This window comes from Streptacidiphilus pinicola (genome assembly GCF_003258295.1).
GTDB lineage: Bacteria > Actinomycetota > Actinomycetes > Streptomycetales > Streptomycetaceae > Streptacidiphilus > Streptacidiphilus pinicola.
The window spans coordinates 179,451-196,915 of the sequence record NZ_QKYN01000037.1; the positions used below are offsets into that span (position 1 = coordinate 179,451).

The following is a 17,465-nucleotide window of genomic DNA, read 5'->3' on the forward strand; positions in this document are numbered from 1 at the left end:
ACTGTGCGTGGGGTCAGGGCAGATGGGGGCCGAGGGCGGCACCGGCCGGTGCCGCCCTGCGACGGGTGATGTGCGGCGCGCGTCAGAGCGCGGGCGTCTGAGTCACTCGGACGTCCGGGTCACTCGGACGTCTGGGTCATCAGCGCGGTGATCTCCTTGGCGTGCTGCGGGCTGAGCGCGCCCCAGCCGTCCTTGTAGCCGTAGACACCGGCCAGGGTACGGGCCTCGTAGTCGCCGTTCATGATCTCGATGTCGTCCGGGGTGATCAGCCCGGGGTGGGCGACGCCGACGGCGCCGGAAACCTTGATCAGCTCCCGGCGCAGCGTGCGCAGGTAGACCGCGGCGCGGGTGGACTTCGACGTCGGGTCGAGGCCCCGGGCCAGCCACGCGTTCTGGGTGGCGATGCCGGTCGGGCACTTGTCCGTGTGGCACTTCTGCGACTGGATGCAGCCGATCGACAGCATCGCCTCACGGGCCACGTTGATCATGTCGGCGCCGAGCGCGAAGGCGACCGCGGCGTTCTCGGGCAGGCCGAGCTTGCCCGAGCCGATGAAGGTCAGCTCGTCGGTCAGCCCCAGCTCCGCGAAGGTGCCGTAGACGCGGGAGAAGCCCATCCGGAACGGCAGTGCGACGGAGTCGGCGAAGATGCGCGGCGCCGCGCCGGTGCCGCCCTCGCTGCCGTCGATCGTCACGAAGTCGACGCCGCGGTCGCCGCGCGCCATCAGCGTGGCCAGCTCCTGCCAGAAGCCCATCTCGCCCACGGCGCTCTTGACGCCGACCGGCACGCCGGTCTCCGCGGCGATCAGCTCGACGAAGTCCAGCATCGAGTCGACGTCGCTGAAGGCGGTGTGCCGCGACGGGGAGGCGCAGTCCTTGCCGACCGGTATGCCGCGGATCTCGGCGATCTCCGGGGTGACCTTGGCGCCCGGCAGCATGCCGCCCAGGCCCGGCTTGGCGCCCTGGGAGAGCTTGATCTCGATCGCCTTGACCGGGGCGCTCGCGACGACGTCCTTGAGCTTGTCGAGGTTGAACGAGCCGTCCTCGTTGCGGCAGCCGAAGTAGGCGGTGCCGATCTGCAGCACGAGGTCGCCGCCGTTGCGGTGGTACGGCGACAGGCCGCCCTCGCCGGTGTTGTGCATGGTGCCGGCCTGCGCCGCACCCTTGTTCAACGCGCTGATGGCCGCCCCGGACAGCGAGCCGAAGCTCATCGCGGAGACGTTCACCACACTCGCCGGCCGGAACGCCTTCGCGCGCCCGCGCGGCCCGCCGAGCACCTTGGCCGACGGCAGCGGGGCCAGCGGGTCGTGCGCGTCGGGCAGCGCCCCGGCGAAGGTGCGCTGCTTGAGGTAGGCGTGACCCTGGACGTGCTCGACGTCGACCTCGGTGCCGAAGCCGAAGTAGTTGTTCTCCTCCTTGGCCGACGCGTAGATCCAGCTGCGCTGGTCGCGGCTGAAGGGACGCTCCTCCTCGTTGGAGGTGACGATGTACTGCCGCAGCTCGGGGCCGATCGTCTCCAACAGGTACCGGGCGTGCCCGAGCACCGGGAAGTTCCGAAGCAGTGCGTGCCTCTTCTGGACGAGATCGCGGGCAGCCAGGAGCGCCACTGCGGTTGCGGCGGCCGCGCCGATCTTCCGGGCCTGCATGAACGTTCCTCCTCGATGCGCGACGCCATCGCCTGCGGTGTCATCGCCTTGCGGTGCCGTCGTGGTGTCGTGTTGGCGGCGTGGGGCGGCACGCACGGTGGTGCGCGCCGCCCGAGACCGTCGAAGAATGCCAGATGATATTAGGAGGTGGCCCGAGGTCACCGGTCCCCCGGGGTGCCCCACCGGACCGTCGTTTCGGCGTCCACCGAAATCATTGCCGGTGGCCGGGGCGGCGCTCGCCCTGTCGCTGGGCCTGGCCACGTCCGCGTCCGCGTCGGGGAAGTACATCGACCTCAGCGGCAACGTGGTGTTCTACGAGAACCAGCCGCACAGCTGGCCGTCCGCGACCGCGCACCTGGACTGGCAGACCGACGGCAACCTCGTCCTGTACTGCAACAACGGACGCCCGATCTGGGCCAGCAACACCTACCACGCGTGCTGAGACCGGCCTGATCGCCCGGCCTTGAACAGGCGTGCCCCGCGGACACCGCGGGTGTCCGCGGGGCACGGCTTCAGGACTCCGCGCTGAGCCTGCGGAGGGTGCCGCGGGCCGCCGACAGCACCAGCAGGGCCCAGAGCACGGCGGCGACGCCGACCAGGTAGCCGCCGGTGTCGAGGCCGGAGTAGTCGACGTCCGTCGAGACCGGCGGCGCCCAGCCGTCCGGGTCGACCAGGACCGTCTCGGTGGTGCCGACCTGCGAGGTCCCCCAGCAGTCGGAGTCACCCAAGGTGGCGTGCGGCAGCGGCTTGCCGTCGACGCGACGGATGTCGCAGGTCCAGCTCAGGGTGCCGTTCTTACCCTTCGAACTGTGCGCCGCCGTGACCACGACGTCCGTGCGCACGCCCCGGTGGAGCATGATCTCGGACGGGAAGACCGCCGCGGGCACCGACAGCAGGGCGATCACCAGCAGCACGCCGGGCAGCACCAGCCATCCTCTGGACGCCACCGCCAGCAGCCCGTACAGGCCGGCGATCATCACCGCCACGCCGCCGACGAGCGCGGCCCCGTAGTCCGGGTTGCTGGCCAGCACACCGAAACCCGCGAGCAGGAGCGGCGTGAGGATCGCCACGAACACCGACGTCCGGCGCACCTGGCGCTGCGTCAGCCTCGGTATCCCCCGCCGCGCGCCGCCCGTCCGCCGCTCGTTCGCGGGCCAGTGCTCCCGCTGCCCCTGCCCTGCCTTCACTCCCGCCACGCGCCGGCTCTTCCGCTCCCGCGCGCTTCCGTCTCCCCCGGCCACAGCCGTCCCCCGTTCACTCCTCCACGCCGGCTCCGGCGCCCGCGACAGTCTGGCGGCCACGCCACCCACCTGCAAAGCCCGGGACCGTGGCGGCCGCGGCCAAACAATTTTCGGCGGCTGGTCGCGCAGCTGAGTAGGGTCGTCGGGATGCCCGAACTTCAGCGGCTGCGAGCCGACCATGCTGCCGCCGTCCTCGCCTTCGAGGTGGCGAACCGCGCGTACTTCGCCGCGTCGGTCTCCGACCGGGGTGACGCGTTCTTCGAGCGGTTCGGCGCCGGGTACGAGGCGCTGCTGGCCGAGCAGGAGGCCGGGGTCTGCGCGTTCTACGTGCTGGTCGACGAAACCGGCTCGGTGCTGGGCCGGTTCAACCTGTACGACCTCAAGGACGGCGTCGCGGTGCTCGGCTACCGGGTCGCGCAGCAGGCAGCCGGGCGCGGCGCGGCCACGAACGCCGTGCGGGAGCTCTGCTCGCTGGCCGCCGCGCAGCACGGCCTGCGGACGCTGCGCGCGGCCACGTCGCGGCGGAACGTCGCGTCGCAGCGGGTGCTGCTCAAGGCCGGGTTCGTCCCTGACGGTCCGGCGGACCCGGCCGAACTCGGCGGCAAGCCGGGTTCCTGGTACCGGCGCGAGCTGACCCGCCCGGAGCGGGCCTGAGCCCGGCGAGGCGGGATGACGGGGACGGCTGCGCGGGGCAAGCTGGAGTCGCGCACCCGGGGGAGTTGAGGAGAGCACCGATGACGGCGACGCTGACGGTGACGCACAAGGCCATCGGGGCGGAGGTCCGCCGCGGCACGTACGACGTCCTGCTCGACGGCGGGCGCGTCGGGTCGGTCGCGATGAACGCCACCTACGCGAGGCCGGTCGAGCCCGGCACGCACACCCTCCAGGTCCGGGAGGGCCGCAAGTCCAGCCGTACGGTGACGTTCGACGCCGCCGACGGCGAGACCGTGGCTTTCCGCTGCACCGGCAAGCGGTTCCTGCCGATCTTCCTCGCGTCCTTCTTCGTGCCCCGCCTCGCGCTCGCGCTCCGACGGACGGGGGCCGGGACGGACGAGAGGACGGCTACGGCTTGACGCCCACCGCGGCGTAGAACGACACCTGGGCGTCGGTCGCGTCCGCGGGACAGGAGCGGTCGCTGAGGTCCGGACGCCAGCGGTGGGCGGTGACGATGCCCGGTTCGAGAAGGTCGAGGCCCTCGAAGAAGGTGGCGAACTCGACGCTGGTGCGCAGCTGGAGCGTGGTGCCGACCTGGTTGTAGATCTCCTGGACCTTCGGCGCGCCTTCCGGATCGAGCTCGGCCGTGGCGTGGGAGAGGACGAGGGCGGAGCCCGAGGGCAGCGGCTTCAGGAGCCGGTCCACGATGGCGTGGGCCTCGGCGATGTCCGGGACGAAGTGCAGCAGGGCGACCATGGAGAGCACGACGGGCCGGTCCAGCTCCAGGGTCTTCGCCAGCTGCGGGGCGGCCAGGATCGCGTCGGGGTCGTGGACGTCACCGTGGATGTAGGCCGTGCGGCCCTCCGGCGTGCTGGTCATCAGGGCACGCGAGTGCGCGAGGACGACGGGGTCGTTGTCCACGTACACGACGCGGGCGTCGGGGGCGACCGACTGCGCGACCTCGTGCAGGTTCGGCGAGGTCGGGATGCCGGTGCCGACGTCCAGCCACTGCCGCAGGCCGCGCTCGGCGAGGGCGCGGGTCGAGCGCCGCATGAACGCGCGGTTGGCCTGGACGGCGGTGCGCATGTTCGGGAAGACGGTGAGCACGCGCTCGGCGGCCTCGCGGTCCACGGCGTAGTGGTCCTTGCCGCCGAGGAAGTAGTCGTACATCCGGGCGCTGTGCGGCACGTCCTGCCGGATGAGGGTACTGAGCGGCACGTCCTGCCCAAGGTTCGCTGCGTCGCTCATCGTCTGGCTCCCCTGCCTGTCTCGCGTGCGGGACACCCCCGCCGGGGTGAAGTCTAGTCAAGTCGATGATCTTTCAAGCAAATCCCTGCTCGCGTTCACCGTCAACGCGCCGGCTGCCGCGGGGTTGCCGCCCGGCATCGGTGATCACTAAGGTCGGTCGGGTGACTGCCGGGTCGGCCATGGGCCATGCACGAGTGAGGTTCCCGGCCTCGGCGTGAGCCCGAGGCGGGTGCGAGGCCCGCCCTTCTCTCCACGTCTTCGCCAGCGGCGCCCGCACTACGCGCCTCGTCCACCAGCGGATCACAAGACCGGAAAGTCACCACTTTGTCGCATGACCAGCATTCCCCGCCCGCGTCCGAGCAAGCCGCGGCCGGCATCCGGCTCAACCACACCGCCGTCCACGCGAGCGACCGCTACCTCTCCGCCGAGTTCCTCGCCGTCCTCCTGGGCCTGGAGGTCGGCAAGCCGTTCGGGCCGTTCCTGCCGGTCGACCTGGGCAACGGCGTCACGCTCGACTACTGCGAGAAGCGCGACGAGCCGATCCAGCCGCAGCACTACGCGTTTCTCGTGCCGGAGGACGCGTTCGACGCCGTGATCGCCCGCCTCGACGCCGTCGGCGTCACCTACTTCGCCGACTCCGGCCACACCGACCCGGGCCGCGTCAACCACATGTTCGGCGGCCGGGGCGCCTACTTCGACGACCCGGACGGCCACAACATGGAGATCATTACCCGCCCTTACGCCCGCCCGTAGGGCGCGGCGCGCACCGCGGCCGGGGGCGGGCGACAAGCCTGCCCGCCCCCCGGCAGCGGATCCTCCAGGCCGCTACTTCAGCTCGGCCCAGTCCAGCAGCGGCGTGGTGAGTCGCAGCACGGAAGCGAGGAGCGCCAGGCGGTTGGCGCGGACCGTCGGGTCCTCGTCCATCACCATGACGCCTTCGAAGAAGGCGTCGATCGCCTGCACCAGCGGTCCGCTCTCCTTGAGGAACGAGGCCAGGTCGGGCTGGCTGCCCAACGCGGCACGCGTCGCCTCGATCGCCTGGTGCAGGTTGGTCTCGGCAGGTACGGAGAACAGCTGCGGGTCGGGCGTCGCCGCGGTGCCGTCGGGGACGATGCGCAGGACGCGCTGGATCGCCGCGGTCGCCACCGCCAACTCCTGCGTGCCGTGGGCCGCTTCGAGCTCAGTCAGCCGGCCCGCCGCCGGGACGGGGCGGTCCGCCTGCGCGAGGACCGCGCGCACGTCGTGGACGGAGTGGCCGGCTTCGAGCAACTGCTGCTCGAAGCGGCGCACGACGAACTGCTGAGCCTCCTCCAGGCTCGCGTCGGTGACGTCGAGCGGCTGCCGTTCCGCGGCGATGCGCAGCATGGTGGAGACGGTCAACGGCGCGAGCGCCGGGTGGGCGCGCAGGATGTTGACCATCCCGAGCGCGGCGCGGCGCAGTCCGAACGGGTCGGAGCCGCCGGTCGGGGCGCCACCGAGCGGCAGCAGGCCGGCGAGCAGGTCGGCCCGGTCGGCCAGCGCCAGCAGCGCGCCGGGCGTCGACTCCGGGAGCTTGTCGGCCGAGTGGCGCGGCAGCTCGCCCTCGAAGAGGGCCTGGGCCACCTCTTCGGGCCGGCCCGCCTGCTTGGCGTAGACCTCGGCCATGACCCCGGCCAGGCTGGAGAGTTCGGTGACCATCTGCGAGCCGAGGTCGAACTTGACCAGCCCGGCCGCCTTCTCCAGCGTGATCAGGTCGCGGGCGCCCATCGGCAGCAGCGAGGCGAACTCGGTGGCCGTGTCGGCGATCCGCTGCGCGCGGTCCGCCATCGAGCCCAGCTTGTCCTCGAAGGTGAGCAGTTCGAGCCGCTCCTGCATGGACTCCAGCGGGGTCTCCAGGTCGGCCCGCCAGAAGAACGCGGCGTCCTCGTAACGGGCCCGCAGCACGGCCTCGTTGCCGCGCCGCACCACATCCTGGTCGCAGGCGCCGTTGGCGACGGTGAGGAAGTACGGCAGCAGCGCGCCGCTCTGGTCGAGCACCGGCAGGTAGCGCTGGTGCTTGCGCATGACCGTGGTGAGGATCTGGTCGGGCAGCTCCAGGTACTTCTGGTCGAAGGTGCCCAGGATCGCGGTCGGGTACTCGACGAGGTTCGCGATCTCGTCGACCAGGGCCCGGTTGGCCTCGAGGTCGACCAGGCCGCCCACCTGGGCGGCGAGGCGCACCGCGGCGGACTCGATGGCGGAGCGGCGGGCGCCGGTGTCCGCGATGATGCCGTGCCGGGCGAGCAGCTCGACGTAGCCGTCGGCCATGGCGACGTCGATGACGGGCTGCGGGGCGGTGCGGTGCACGCGAGTGGAGCGGCCGGCGTCGAGGCCGGAGACGGAGAACGGCACCACCTCGTCGCCGAGCAGCGCGAGGATCCACCGGATCGGGCGGCTGTAGGAGAGCCCGGACGCGTTCCAGCGCATGTTCTTCTCGGCCCGCAGGCCGGAGACGACGGTCGGCAGCAGCTGCGCGAGCACCTCCTCGGCGGGGCGGCCGCTGACGCGGCGGGTGAGCACGACGTGCTCGCGGCCGCCGAACTCGCCGCGGCCCAGCTCGGCCGGGTCGGCGTCCTGGCTGCGGGCGAAGCCGAGCAGTGCCTGGGTGGGCTTGCCGTCGGCGTCGTAGGCCGCCGAGACGCGCGGCCCGCGCACGGTCTGCTCGTGGTCGGGCTCGTGCGCCTCGACGCCCTCCAGCGTCGCGACGACGCGGCGCGGCGTGGCGAGGACGTTCAGCGCGCCGTGGCCGAGCCGGCTCGCGCCGAGCCCGCTCTCCAGCGCCTCGCGCACCGCCTCGACGACGCGGGTGGCCTCGGCGGGCGGCAGCTCCTCGAAGCCGATCTCGAACGCGAGCGTCCGGGGCCGGGGCCGGGCGGCGGCCGCGCCGGCGCCCGGCTCGCCGGCGACGCCCGGCGCTCCGGTGAGACCCCCCGCCGCGCCGTCGGGACCGGCCGGGTCGGTGGCGGTGCCGAGCGGGTGCTTCAGCTCGGCGCGCCGCTCGGCCCAGAGCGCGGCCACGTCGTGCGCGAGGCCGCGCATCCGCGCGAAGGAGCGGGCGCGCTCGGTGGTCGAGATGGCGCCGCGGGCGTCGAGCACGTTGAAGGTGTGCGAGCACTTGAGCACGTAGGAGTACGCGGGCACCGGCAGCCGCAGGTCGAGCAGGCGCCGCGCCTCCTTGGCGTAGGCCTCGAACAGCTCGCGGTTGGTGTCCACGTCGGCGTCGTCGAGGTAGTACCGGCTCATCTCGTACTCGGCCTGGCCGAACACCTCGCCGTAGGTGACGCCCGGCGCGTACGCGATGTCCTTGAAGTGGCTGACGCCCTGAAGCGCCATCAGGATGCGTTCCAGCCCGTAGGTGATCTCCACCGAGACCGGGTCGAGTGTGATGCCTCCGGCCTGCTGGAAGTAGGTGAACTGGGTGATCTCCAGCCCGTCCAGCCACACCTCCCAGCCGAGCCCCCAGGCGCCGAGGGCCGGCGAGGCCCAGTTGTCCTCGACGAAGCGCACGTCGTGCGCGTCGATGTCGATGCCGAGCGCCTTGAGGCTGCCGAGGTAGAGCTCCTGCGCGTTGCCCGGCTCCGGCTTCAGGATCACCTGGAACTGGGTGTGCGTCTGCAGGCGGTTGGGGTTCTCCCCGTAGCGCGAGTCGTCGGGACGGACGCTGGGCTCGACATAGGCCACCCGCCACGGCTCGGGCCCCTGCACCCGCAGGAAGGTGGCGGGGTTCAGCGTCCCGGCGCCCACTTCGCTGTTCATCGGCTGGGCCACTAGGCAGCCCTGCTGCGACCAGTACGCGTTGAGGGCGAGCAGAGCGTCCTGCATCGTGAGCATGGTGCAACCCCACAAGTCGGTGAACTGGCCCCGCAACCGCCCCACCTGCGCCGGGACGACCACGAGGCCGACGGTCCGGCGATTCTATGCACTCCGGCGCCCTCCCCACCGGGTCGGGCCACCCCGCGGTCCTCCCCGGCCGGACATACCATCGGCACATGCCGTCCGAGCCGCCGAGCGCCACGGAACACTGGGATGCGACGTTCACCGCCCTGCCTGCGGCGGTTCTGCGGGATTACCTCCGGATTTTGCTCGCGACGGCGGAGCACTACGCCGGCAGCCGGATCAACGCCCGTGGGGTTCCCCGGATTTGGCGGTTCATCGATGACTCGGGGCGGATGCACGACGACTTCGACGCGTCCCGGGTCACCTTCTGGCCGGACAGCGGCGAACCCCGCTGGCGCCGCGAGATGGCCAACGCGGTCCTGTCGGCCTGCCCCGAGTTCCGCTGCGTCGCCTACATCGTCGGCGACGTGGACCTCGGCTGGTTCCCCCTCCTCCCCTGGCCGGGCCGCCCCGTCCGCGACCGGCACGTCGTGCTCTTCATGAGCCACCGGCAGGAACGGGCGAGCCTCCTCACGTACCACCTGCCCTTCGTCACCGAGGGCCGCTACTTCCGCCGCATGAGCATCGACCCCGCCCACGTGGCCTTCCTCCGCCGCTGGTCGGACTCCCTGCGGGACGGCTGATCGGGCCGTCCAGGCCGGATCCGCATCCCGCCCCCAAGCCCATGGAACCAAGCTGACGGTCCCTCAGCGGATACGGGCTCAGTCGAGGCAGAACTCGTTGCCCTCGACGTCCTGCATCGCCAGGCACGACTCGTTCTCCTCGTCCGCGAGCAGGAGCTGCACCCGTACCGCGCCGAGCGCGACGAGCCGCGCGCACTCGGCCTCGAGCGCGGCGACGCGCTCGTCGCCGACGAGGCCGGTGCCGACGCGGATGTCGAGGTGGACGCGGTTTTTGACGACCTTGCCCTCGGGGACGCGCTGGAAGTAGAAGCGCGGGCCGACGCCGTCGGGGTCGCTGCACGCGAACCAGGCGTCGCGCCGCTCCGGCGGCAGCGAGCCGTTGTAGGCGTCCCAGGTGTCGAATCCCTTGGGCGGGGGCGGCGGAACGTAGCCCAGCGCCTCGCACCAGAAGCGCGCGACGCGCTCGGGTCGGGCGCAGTCGAAGGTGACCTGGAACTTCTTGACCGATGCCATTCGGTCACCGTAGCGGGGGCCCGCGACCGTGATCAACGAGATTTCCGCGCCCGGCGTCAGACCGCGCCGGGGCGTGGCGCGCGGGAGAGGGCGGGCTCCCAACCGGTGGGGCGGAGCTCCTCCTCCAGCTGGGCGTCGGACATGACGCTGACGGTCAGTTCGCGCCCGAGCAGCTGCCGTGGCGGAAGGCCGGTGGCGGTGACGAGGGTCCGGGTGTCCACGGGCACGAGCACGGCGCCCGCGCACCACGCCTGGACCGTGCACCAGCTGCGTGCGTCCTGCACCCGGGCGACGCGCGCGACCGTGCGTATTCGACGAGCCCTCAGCACCGATCTCCCCGCTCCTGGCGTGTTCGCGTATTCGCGTCTTCCGGCTTGCGCGGGTGAGCCTAGCGAACGGGCCTCGGGCGAAGGCAGCTCGGGGGTGAACGACGGGTTCGGGCGGGAGGTGGGTTCGAAGGAGACGGGGTGCGGTGCTGACCCCCGTGCAACACCGCACCCCCGCGCCTGCGTCAGGGCACGACGACAGGCACGCCGCGGCCGTGCTCGCACCGGGACGTAGAGCGACCAGGCCGGCGGAGAGCACCGCCACAGCGGATGAGGACACCAGCCTCACACATCCCGGTCACGTGTTCCGCCGCAGTTCGGGGGCGCACACCCAACCCACCCAACACTCGCACCGGTCCTCCCGCGGGCTCACACGCGTTCGACCGGTATTCGCCCCACCTGCGCGGATCCACCGCCGGGCCCCATCCGGCGGAGCCGGAAGGGGGCGGCGCTCCGCTCCGTGCAGCGCCGCCCCCTCCGAGGCCCGCGGCCGGGGGGATAACCGCGGGCGTCTCCGGTCGACCCCGCCGAGGTGAGGAACCGGCGGGGTCCCGGGGTCCGTGAGCACGGACCCGGCTCCAGCCTGCCGCAACCGGCAGGCCGCACGCGTCAGCGCGCCGCGCGCGCACGGAACCGGCACAACTCCCGCACGTCTCCGGTCGCCGTCTGCCGCCGTCTCCCGCCGACCGCGGACCGCGGACCGCGGACCGGCGGGAGACGGCGGATCAGACCGTGGTCACGCGTCGGCGCTGAGCACCGGGAGGTAGCCGCCGGACTGTCCGGCGGAGGTGGGGTGGTAGGACTCGTAGACCGGCAGCGTGGTGCTGTGCAGCCACTGGTCGTCGGTGCAGATCTCGTGGCCGGAGAAGGCGCCGCGCACGTCACCGAAGCTGAAGTTCGGGTACTTGGCGACCTCGCCCGCGATGACGTTGTCGAGGTCGTCCGCGGCGCCGTTGATCGCGGTGCGGCTGGTGTCGCTGATCCCGAAGACGCAGTCGCCGGGGACCGCGTAGAGGTGCGGGTAGCCCAGCACCACCACGTGGGCGTTGGGCGCGTCCTGGCTGACGGCGTCGTAGACCGCGTCGAGGCGGGCGGCGAGTTGGGTGTTGACGAAGTTCTCCGCGGTGTTCACCGCGGAGACGCAGGCGCTGGTGCCGTCCAGGACGCAGGTCTCCATGGTCGAGGTGAAGCCGGCGTCGTCGCCGCCGACGGTGATGCTGACCTCGGTGGTGGCACTGTTCAGTCCGGAGAGCTGGTTGTTGATCACGTCCGTGGTGGTGGCGCCGGAACAGGCCTCGAAGTCGAAGCTGGACGGGGAGTTGGCCTGCTGCCACAGGTACGGGTAGGCCAGCGTGCTCTGGTAGCAGGAGCCGCTGGAGGAGAGGTAGCTGCCGCTGCCGACGCCGGAGGCGTAGGAGTCGCCGAGGGCCGAGTAACCGCCGCTCGTCGCCTGCGCGCTGGGGGCCAGGGCCAGGGAGCCGACGAGGAGCGATCCGACGGCGAGGATGCCCGCCACGAGTCGTCCGGACGCGGGGGTGCGCATGAAGCCTCCACTTGTGGTGGTGGTGCACGACTGGTCGAAGGGGACAGGTCGACGCGCGTCGACACCTGTTTACCAGTCGGTAACACACTCTTGGAAGTGTTCACGACAGCCTTGTGACACCTATGCCCGCCTGGCGCCGAAGTCCTGACACATCGTCGGGCGATCACCGTTCCGTCGCGCCGGGAACGGGTAGCAACACCCCGACCACGCCGTCACGGAAGGGGATCGACGCGGCCATGAGCAGCAACTGGCGTACCGGCTTCACCCGATGGATCGAGCAGCAGGCCCGCGACAACGGCGTCACCGACCACGACATCCCCGAGGCCCTGCTCTGGTGCTGGAGCACCGCCGCACGCACCACCGGCCTGGACCCGGACGACATCGCGGAGATCGCCCACGCGACGCGCGCCGCGGAGAGCGACGTGGTCGCGGCCTGCGAGCGCGACAACAGCCAGTGGGAGGCCGACCAGACCCGCTTCGAACAGCCCGACCTGGTCGCGCTCGACGCCCACCTGGACGCCGTCGCCGGCGACCGCTGGCCGTCGACGTGAGGACGACGTGACACGGAGCGGGTAACGGATCGACACCGAATCAGGGGCCGCTCTGGACGGCCGCAGCAGCGCGCGGTCAGTATGCGATCTCTTGCTGTCCACCGAGTGATCATCCCTGAGGAAGCCCGCATGCCCCGACGTTCATCCGTCCGCCGCGCCGCGGTGGCGGTCCTGCTGATCGCTCCGGCGCTGGCCGCGTGCTCCAGCGGCCACAGCGGCGCCTCCGCGCCCGTCGGGGCGACGACCTCGGTCGGCGCCTCGGCGAGCGCCGCGGCCTCCTCCGCGCCGACGCCGAGCGCGTCGCCGTCCGTGGACTACCCGACGACCCTCGCCGCGCCCGGCACGGCGCCGATGCAGGTCCGCGACGCCTTCGCGGTGCTTCAGGCGACCTACAACGACGGCTGCACCACCCCGGGCAACTGCGCATACTTCCTCAACCGGGTGCTGTCGAACCTCGACGACCTCGACAACGCCATGAAGGCCAGCCCCGAGGGCACCGGCCACTTCCGCCAACCCCTCACCTGGATCGACCGGCTGCACACGGCGCTCGCCGCCGACTTCTCCTTCACCAACCTGCAGAAGCACCAGAAGCAGCTCGTCGCCACCCGCGACGAGATCAACACCTGGATGCAGTCCCACCCGGAGGACTACCGCTAGCATCCCGACTCTCCCCGGCGGCCCAGCCCGCCGGCCTCTCGAAGTCGGCGCCCCGAAGCCCGGCCCCGGGGTCCTGCGCGGCGCTCCCCCCGTAGGAGCCGCGCAAGACCCCAGGAGTCTCGTGGGACAGGGCGCCGGGCCGGGAGAGCGGCGTCCTGGGTGGGGCGGTCACCGATGCGGATCGGCGGCTGCCGGGGCGGTGGCGGGTTTTAAGCGTGTGCGACCGTGCCGAAGCGCGACCACAGTTCCCCCCGTTCCGGACCACGGATGTGTCCCGCGCCGCTGTGGCTGCGTGCGCATCACCATCCTCACGGCGCCGGGGAGTCCGGTCCACGACGTTGTCCCGACGTTCACCCGACGCTTCGGGTAGGCCGGACGGGCGATCTCCCGCCCGTGCCGTCGCCCGTTCGCCCGGATGCGGCCCGGGGGCCGGCTTGGTACAGATGGGACAACCGGGGCTGGCAGGTCGTGCTGGCGCTGGCGTTTCTGCTGCTCGCGGGGCCGGTCTGCGCGGTGGTGGCCACGGGCGGGCACTGAGCCGTCGGCATGCGAGGGGACAGATGTCCTGATATGTCTGTTCCTGATGTCTCCCTAGGAGGGACCGTGTCCAACTACCCCATGCTCAATGTGTTCTGGACGATGCTGGAGTTCTTCCTCTGGATCCTCTGGTTCTTCCTGCTCTTCAAGATCCTCACCGACCTCTTCCGCAACCACGAGATGAAGGGCTGGCACAAGGCCCTGTGGATCATCTTCGTGATCGTGCTGCCCTTCCTCGGCGTGCTGGTCTACGTCATCGTCCACGGCCGCGACATGAGCCAGCGTGACGTGCAACAGGCCCAGCAGGCCGACGCCGCCTTCAAGAGCTACATCCGCGACGCGGCGGGCACCTCCGGTTCGGGCGGCGGCAGTCACGTCGACGAACTGTCGAGACTGGCCCAGCTGCACAGCAGCGGCGCCCTCACCACCGAGGAGTACCAGAAGGCCAAGGACAAGCTGCTCGCCTGATCGCACGTAGGTGCGCAAAATCGGTGCATATCCGCACCACATGCGTGCAAGACTGGTGCACATGAGCCAGTCGCCGGAACACCCCTACAGTGAGCGCTACTCCGTCACCCTCTGCCCGCCCGCCGTCACGGCGGTGGCCGAACTGTCCACGAGCGGACGGGTGAGCAAGTCCGACGTGATCAACCGGGCCGTGCTGCTGCTCGACTTCGTCGAGAAGGAGCGCGCGAAGGGGCGGGATCTGGTGATCCGGGACAACGAGAGCGGAGCGCTGGAGCGCATCCACATCATTTGAACCGGAGCGGCATCCGAATCCGAGCAGCGTCTCAGCCCGAGCAGGGGTCAGAAACAGTCGGTCAGCAGGACGTCGGCCGTCGCGCACAGCAGGTGACCGCTGTGCGCGGCGGCCCAGAACTCTGCCGGGTGGCCGAACGGGCCCGTGATCAGCAGCAGTTCGGTGCGGGTACGCGCCGAGCGGCGCCAGGTGCGGGTGGAGAGCAGTGGGCCGCGGTACCAGGCGCGGCCGTCGGGGCCGGCCACGTGCAGACGGTCGCGCTCCAGCGTGGCGAGCCAACGCGGGGCCTCGTCCAGCAGCACCGCCGCGTCAGCCGGGAGCCAGCCGGCGGCGGTGGGGTGGTCCGGGCGCGCGGGGAAGACCAGGGTGGGCAGGCCGCGCCAGAGCTCGGGCCAGACGGCCGCCCCGGCCAGGGGATCCGGCCACCCGTCGTGGGTGGGGATCGGGGTCACCATGGCAGCCCGGCGGGGCGGCTCGGGGCCGCCCGCCACGCCACTCGGGGCGCAGGGCGGCGGGACGCGGCGGACGGGTTGAGGTGCTGTGGTTCCGGCATGTCGTTCCCCGTGCGGGAGGGGGTCAACGGGTGGGTCCGTGAGGGGCGGTCAGGGCTTGATGCCGACGCCGACCCAGAGGCTGACCTCGGCGTCGGTGAGGGGCTCGGCCGGCGCGGCGCCCGCGCTGCGGGCGTCGGGACGCCAGTGGTGACCGACGGTGATGCCGGGGTCCAGCAGCTCGAGGCCGTCGAAGAAGCGGGCGACCTCCTTGTGCGTACGGAACTGGACCGGCGTGCCCGAGCCGTTGTAGATGTCCTGGATCTTCTCCCAGCTGTCCGGGTCGAACTCCGGCGTGCAGTGGCTGATCGCCAGCGCGCTCCCCGAGGGCAGCGCCCCCAGCAGGACGCGCACGATGCGGTGCGGGTCCTGGGCGTCCGGGACGAAGTGCAGCAGGGCGTTGAGCGAGAGGACGACGGGCCGGTCCAGATCGAGCACCTCGGACAGCTCGGGGCTGTCCAGAAGCACCTCCGGGTCGTTGACGTCCGCCTCGATGTAGGTGGTGCGCCCCTCGGGGGTGCTGCGCATCAGGCGCTCGGCGTACTTGAGCACCAGCGGGTCGTTGTCGGCGTAGACGACCCGCGCCTCGGGGGCCACGGACTGCGCGACCTGGTGCAGGTTCGGCTCGGTGGGGATGCCGGTTCCGACGTCCAGCCACTGGCGGATGCCGTGCTCACGGGCCAGGACCCGGGTGGCGCGGTGCATGAACGCGCGGTTCTCGCGGGCGCAGGTGAAGATGCTGGGATACGCGGCGGCGACCCGCTCCGCGGCCTGGGCGTCGACCTCGAAGTGGTCCTTGCCGCCCAGGTAGTAGTCGTACATGCGGGCGGAGTGGGGCCTGTTGGTGTCCAGGCCCCTCGCCGGACGGGTGTCGCTCATCGGTTCCTTTCCTCTCCTACGTCCCTGCATCACGCGGCCCACCGCCGCCGGTCCGGGTGAGCGGCCGCCCTAGCCCGCCACGAGGTGGTCCGCGAGGCCCGCCTTCGCTCCGGTGATGAACGCGCTGATCTCCTCGGTGGTGTAGATCAGCGCGGGCCCGGCGGGGTCGGTGGACTGGCGCATCGCGATCCGGCCGTCGGCCAGCCGCTTGACCTCCACGCACTGCCCGCCGTTGGGGCCGCTCCAGGGCTTCTCCCAGCCCTGCTCGCCGAGTTCGCCGGCCGGCATGCCGTTGTAGACGCGTCTGTCGGCGCCTGCGTTGTCGCTCGTGCTGCTCATGAGTACTCCTTGCGAATGCGGTTGAGCAGGGACTTGCTCTGTGCGGACGAGGTCAGCAGCGCCATCCGGTTGTGCGCCTCCAGGTGGGCGACCACGTCGGGGCGCTGGTCCAGGTAGACGGACGCGGACAGGATCTCGCTGTAGACGACGTCGGGCAGTTCCGGTTCCTGGAAGCGGAAGTAGGTGAACGGGGCGCACACGCCCACGTGCGCCCCCGCGACGAACGGGACGACGTCGATGCTGATGTGGTCGCGTTCCATGGCCTCGAGCAGCGCGTCGATCTGGTCGCGCATCACCTCGGGACTGTCGACCACGCGGTGGAGCACGGCCTCCTCCATCACCACCCACAGGGTGGGCGCGTCCGGCGCGTCCAGCAGGCCCTGGCGGCGCAGCCGCAGGTCGACGCGCCGGTCGAGCTCGTCCTCGGTGTCGTTGGGGAAGCCGCCGCGCAGCACGCCGCGCGCGTAGGCGTGGGTCTGCAGCAGGCCGGTGACGTAGTGCGGTTCGTAGGTGCGCAGCATCCTGGCGCCGGACTCCAGGCTCACGTAGGCGGAGAACCAGCTGGGCACCACGTCGCGGTAGGCGTACCACCAGCCGGGCTCGTTGGCCTGTTCGGCCAGCGCGACGAACTCCTCGATCTCCTGGGCGTCGGCGCCGTACTTCTCCAGCAGCCGTTCCACGTACAGGGGTTTGAGGGCGACCTCGGCCTTCTCCAGGCGGCGCACGGTGAGCGGGGTGACCCGTAGCGCCTTGGCGGCCGCCTCCAGCGAGGCGCCCGCGTTCTGGCGGCGTTCCTGCAGCCGCCGGCCGAGGATCATGCGCAGCACGGTGGGTGCGCCTGCGCCGGCCGTCGAGCGGCTGTCGTTCACGGGCTTCACCTCCCCGATGGACTGTCAGCGATCCGATATTGGCAGAGACTTGGCGGTGATGACACCAGACGGATGACATCGAGCTGAAATTATCAGGGAGATGGTTGCGCGCTGAGAGCGGCGGCGAGCATAGTCGGACCCGTGACCGTGCAACGGCAGCAGACGACCCAGCTTCTGGATCACCACTTAGACCAGGCGGGCCCGCGGAGATCCCACTGGCTGGACCTCCCGGCCCGACGCTCGAGCGTCGGGATCGCCCGCCATCGCCTGACCGAACAGCTGAACGCCTGGTCACTGCCGGAGCCGACGGTGGACGACGCGGTCCTGTTGGTCTCCGAACTCGCCACCAACGCCGTGGTGCACACGGCCGGCACCCGGATGCTGTGCGGCGTCGCCCTCTCCCCCGACGGCCGGCTGCGGATCGAGGTCCACGACGACCACGACGCCCCCTGCGCGGCTCCGGGCAGCCCCGATCCGGACGACGAGAGCGGACGCGGCCTTCTCATCGTCCGCGCACTGGCCGACGCGTGGGGCGTGCAGCCCTCCCCCACGACCGGCGGCAAGGTCGTCTGGGCCACCCTCGGAACGGCGGCCGACGACCACTGAGCCGGGCCAC

21 protein-coding genes are annotated in these 17,465 nt (G+C 71.5%); 10 read left to right on the forward strand and 11 right to left on the reverse strand.

The genetic code is table 11. From position 1 onward, the window contains the following. Positions 1 to 119 precede the first annotated feature (119 nt). Positions 120 to 1,643, reverse strand: coding sequence for an FMN-binding glutamate synthase family protein (locus tag DN069_RS10140; protein WP_111500553.1), 1,524 nt, complete (start codon positions 1,641 to 1,643; stop codon positions 120 to 122). Positions 1,644 to 1,863: 220 nt separating this feature from the next. Here DN069_RS10140 and DN069_RS10145 point away from each other — a divergent pair, with 220 nt between their 5' ends. After that, positions 1,864 to 2,085, forward strand: coding sequence for a hypothetical protein (locus tag DN069_RS10145; RefSeq protein WP_111500554.1), 222 nt, complete (start codon positions 1,864 to 1,866; stop codon positions 2,083 to 2,085). Between the two features lie 70 nt (positions 2,086 to 2,155). Here the strand turns inward: DN069_RS10145 and DN069_RS10150 are convergent, their stop codons facing one another. Further along, positions 2,156 to 2,839, reverse strand: a complete 684-nt coding sequence (locus DN069_RS10150) for a hypothetical protein (RefSeq protein ID WP_133259878.1) — start codon at positions 2,837 to 2,839, stop codon at positions 2,156 to 2,158. A 192-nt stretch (positions 2,840 to 3,031) separates the two neighbouring features. Here DN069_RS10150 and DN069_RS10155 point away from each other — a divergent pair, with 192 nt between their 5' ends. After that, positions 3,032 to 3,538, forward strand: coding sequence for a GNAT family N-acetyltransferase (locus DN069_RS10155; RefSeq protein WP_111500556.1), 507 nt, complete (start codon positions 3,032 to 3,034; stop codon positions 3,536 to 3,538). 80 nt (positions 3,539 to 3,618) lie between these two features. Beyond that, complete coding sequence (locus tag DN069_RS10160; RefSeq protein WP_111500557.1) at positions 3,619 to 3,957, forward strand: hypothetical protein; 339 nt, start codon at positions 3,619 to 3,621, stop codon at positions 3,955 to 3,957. Here the strand turns inward: DN069_RS10160 and DN069_RS10165 are convergent. Next, complete coding sequence (locus DN069_RS10165) at positions 3,947 to 4,786, reverse strand: SAM-dependent methyltransferase (protein ID WP_111500558.1); 840 nt, start codon at positions 4,784 to 4,786, stop codon at positions 3,947 to 3,949. The genes DN069_RS10160 and DN069_RS10165 overlap by 11 nt on opposite strands. Positions 4,787 to 5,110: 324 nt before the next feature. On the opposite strand from DN069_RS10165, the gene DN069_RS10170 reads away from it, so the two are divergent. After that, entirely contained in the window at positions 5,111 to 5,539 is a 429-nt protein-coding gene (locus tag DN069_RS10170) for a VOC family protein (RefSeq protein ID WP_207892112.1), read from the forward strand. A gap of 72 nt (positions 5,540 to 5,611) precedes the next feature. Here DN069_RS10170 and DN069_RS10175 read toward each other — a convergent pair whose 3' ends face one another. Next, entirely contained in the window at positions 5,612 to 8,626 is a 3,015-nt protein-coding gene (locus DN069_RS10175) for a glycine--tRNA ligase (RefSeq protein ID WP_207892113.1), read from the reverse strand. 167 nt (positions 8,627 to 8,793) lie between these two features. On the opposite strand from DN069_RS10175, the gene DN069_RS10180 reads away from it, so the two are divergent. Beyond that, entirely contained in the window at positions 8,794 to 9,324 is a 531-nt protein-coding gene (locus tag DN069_RS10180) for a hypothetical protein (RefSeq protein WP_133259879.1), read from the forward strand. Positions 9,325 to 9,402: 78 nt separating this feature from the next. Here DN069_RS10180 and DN069_RS10185 read toward each other — a convergent pair whose 3' ends face one another. From DN069_RS10185 to DN069_RS10195, 3 genes are all read right to left on the reverse strand, one after another. Further along, the gene (locus DN069_RS10185; RefSeq protein WP_111500593.1) at positions 9,403 to 9,837 is read right to left on the reverse strand and encodes a VOC family protein; all 435 of its coding nucleotides are present in this window, start codon (positions 9,835 to 9,837) and stop codon (positions 9,403 to 9,405) included. Positions 9,838 to 9,893: 56 nt separating this feature from the next. Further along, positions 9,894 to 10,166 (reverse strand): hypothetical protein, encoded by a 273-nt coding sequence (locus tag DN069_RS10190; protein ID WP_133259880.1) that lies wholly within the window; start codon positions 10,164 to 10,166, stop codon positions 9,894 to 9,896. A 733-nt stretch (positions 10,167 to 10,899) separates the two neighbouring features. Then, on the reverse strand, positions 10,900 to 11,706 hold the full coding sequence (locus tag DN069_RS10195) for an SGNH/GDSL hydrolase family protein (RefSeq protein ID WP_111500561.1): 807 nt from the start codon (positions 11,704 to 11,706) through the stop codon (positions 10,900 to 10,902). A gap of 236 nt (positions 11,707 to 11,942) precedes the next feature. Here DN069_RS10195 and DN069_RS10200 point away from each other — a divergent pair, with 236 nt between their 5' ends. From DN069_RS10200 to DN069_RS10215, 4 genes are all read left to right on the forward strand, one after another. After that, positions 11,943 to 12,257, forward strand: a complete 315-nt coding sequence (locus tag DN069_RS10200; protein WP_111500562.1) for a hypothetical protein — start codon at positions 11,943 to 11,945, stop codon at positions 12,255 to 12,257. 129 nt (positions 12,258 to 12,386) lie between these two features. Continuing rightward, the gene (locus DN069_RS10205) at positions 12,387 to 12,914 is read left to right on the forward strand and encodes a hypothetical protein (protein ID WP_111500563.1); all 528 of its coding nucleotides are present in this window, start codon (positions 12,387 to 12,389) and stop codon (positions 12,912 to 12,914) included. Between the two features lie 603 nt (positions 12,915 to 13,517). After that, entirely contained in the window at positions 13,518 to 13,919 is a 402-nt protein-coding gene (locus DN069_RS10210) for an SHOCT domain-containing protein (protein WP_111500564.1), read from the forward strand. A gap of 61 nt (positions 13,920 to 13,980) precedes the next feature. Further along, the gene (locus DN069_RS10215; RefSeq protein WP_111500565.1) at positions 13,981 to 14,211 is read left to right on the forward strand and encodes a hypothetical protein; all 231 of its coding nucleotides are present in this window, start codon (positions 13,981 to 13,983) and stop codon (positions 14,209 to 14,211) included. Positions 14,212 to 14,258: 47 nt separating this feature from the next. Here the strand turns inward: DN069_RS10215 and DN069_RS10220 are convergent, their stop codons facing one another. The 4 genes from DN069_RS10220 to DN069_RS10235 form a co-directional block, all read right to left on the reverse strand. Then, positions 14,259 to 14,666 (reverse strand): hypothetical protein, encoded by a 408-nt coding sequence (locus DN069_RS10220; RefSeq protein WP_111500566.1) that lies wholly within the window; start codon positions 14,664 to 14,666, stop codon positions 14,259 to 14,261. Between the two features lie 147 nt (positions 14,667 to 14,813). Continuing rightward, positions 14,814 to 15,641: an SAM-dependent methyltransferase gene (locus tag DN069_RS10225; RefSeq protein ID WP_111500567.1), complete on the reverse strand. Its 828-nt coding sequence runs from the start codon at positions 15,639 to 15,641 to the stop codon at positions 14,814 to 14,816. A gap of 69 nt (positions 15,642 to 15,710) precedes the next feature. Beyond that, positions 15,711 to 15,980 carry a DUF397 domain-containing protein gene (locus DN069_RS10230; RefSeq protein WP_111500568.1) on the reverse strand — a complete coding sequence of 90 codons (270 nt, stop codon included), beginning with the start codon at positions 15,978 to 15,980 and terminating at the stop codon, positions 15,711 to 15,713. After that, complete coding sequence (locus DN069_RS10235; RefSeq protein ID WP_424556270.1) at positions 15,977 to 16,798, reverse strand: helix-turn-helix domain-containing protein; 822 nt, start codon at positions 16,796 to 16,798, stop codon at positions 15,977 to 15,979. Before DN069_RS10235 ends, DN069_RS10230 begins: the two co-directional genes overlap by 4 nt. A gap of 192 nt (positions 16,799 to 16,990) precedes the next feature. Between DN069_RS10235 and DN069_RS10240 the strand changes: the two genes are divergently transcribed. Continuing rightward, entirely contained in the window at positions 16,991 to 17,455 is a 465-nt protein-coding gene (locus DN069_RS10240; RefSeq protein WP_243639058.1) for an ATP-binding protein, read from the forward strand. Positions 17,456 to 17,465: the final 10 nt, after the last annotated feature.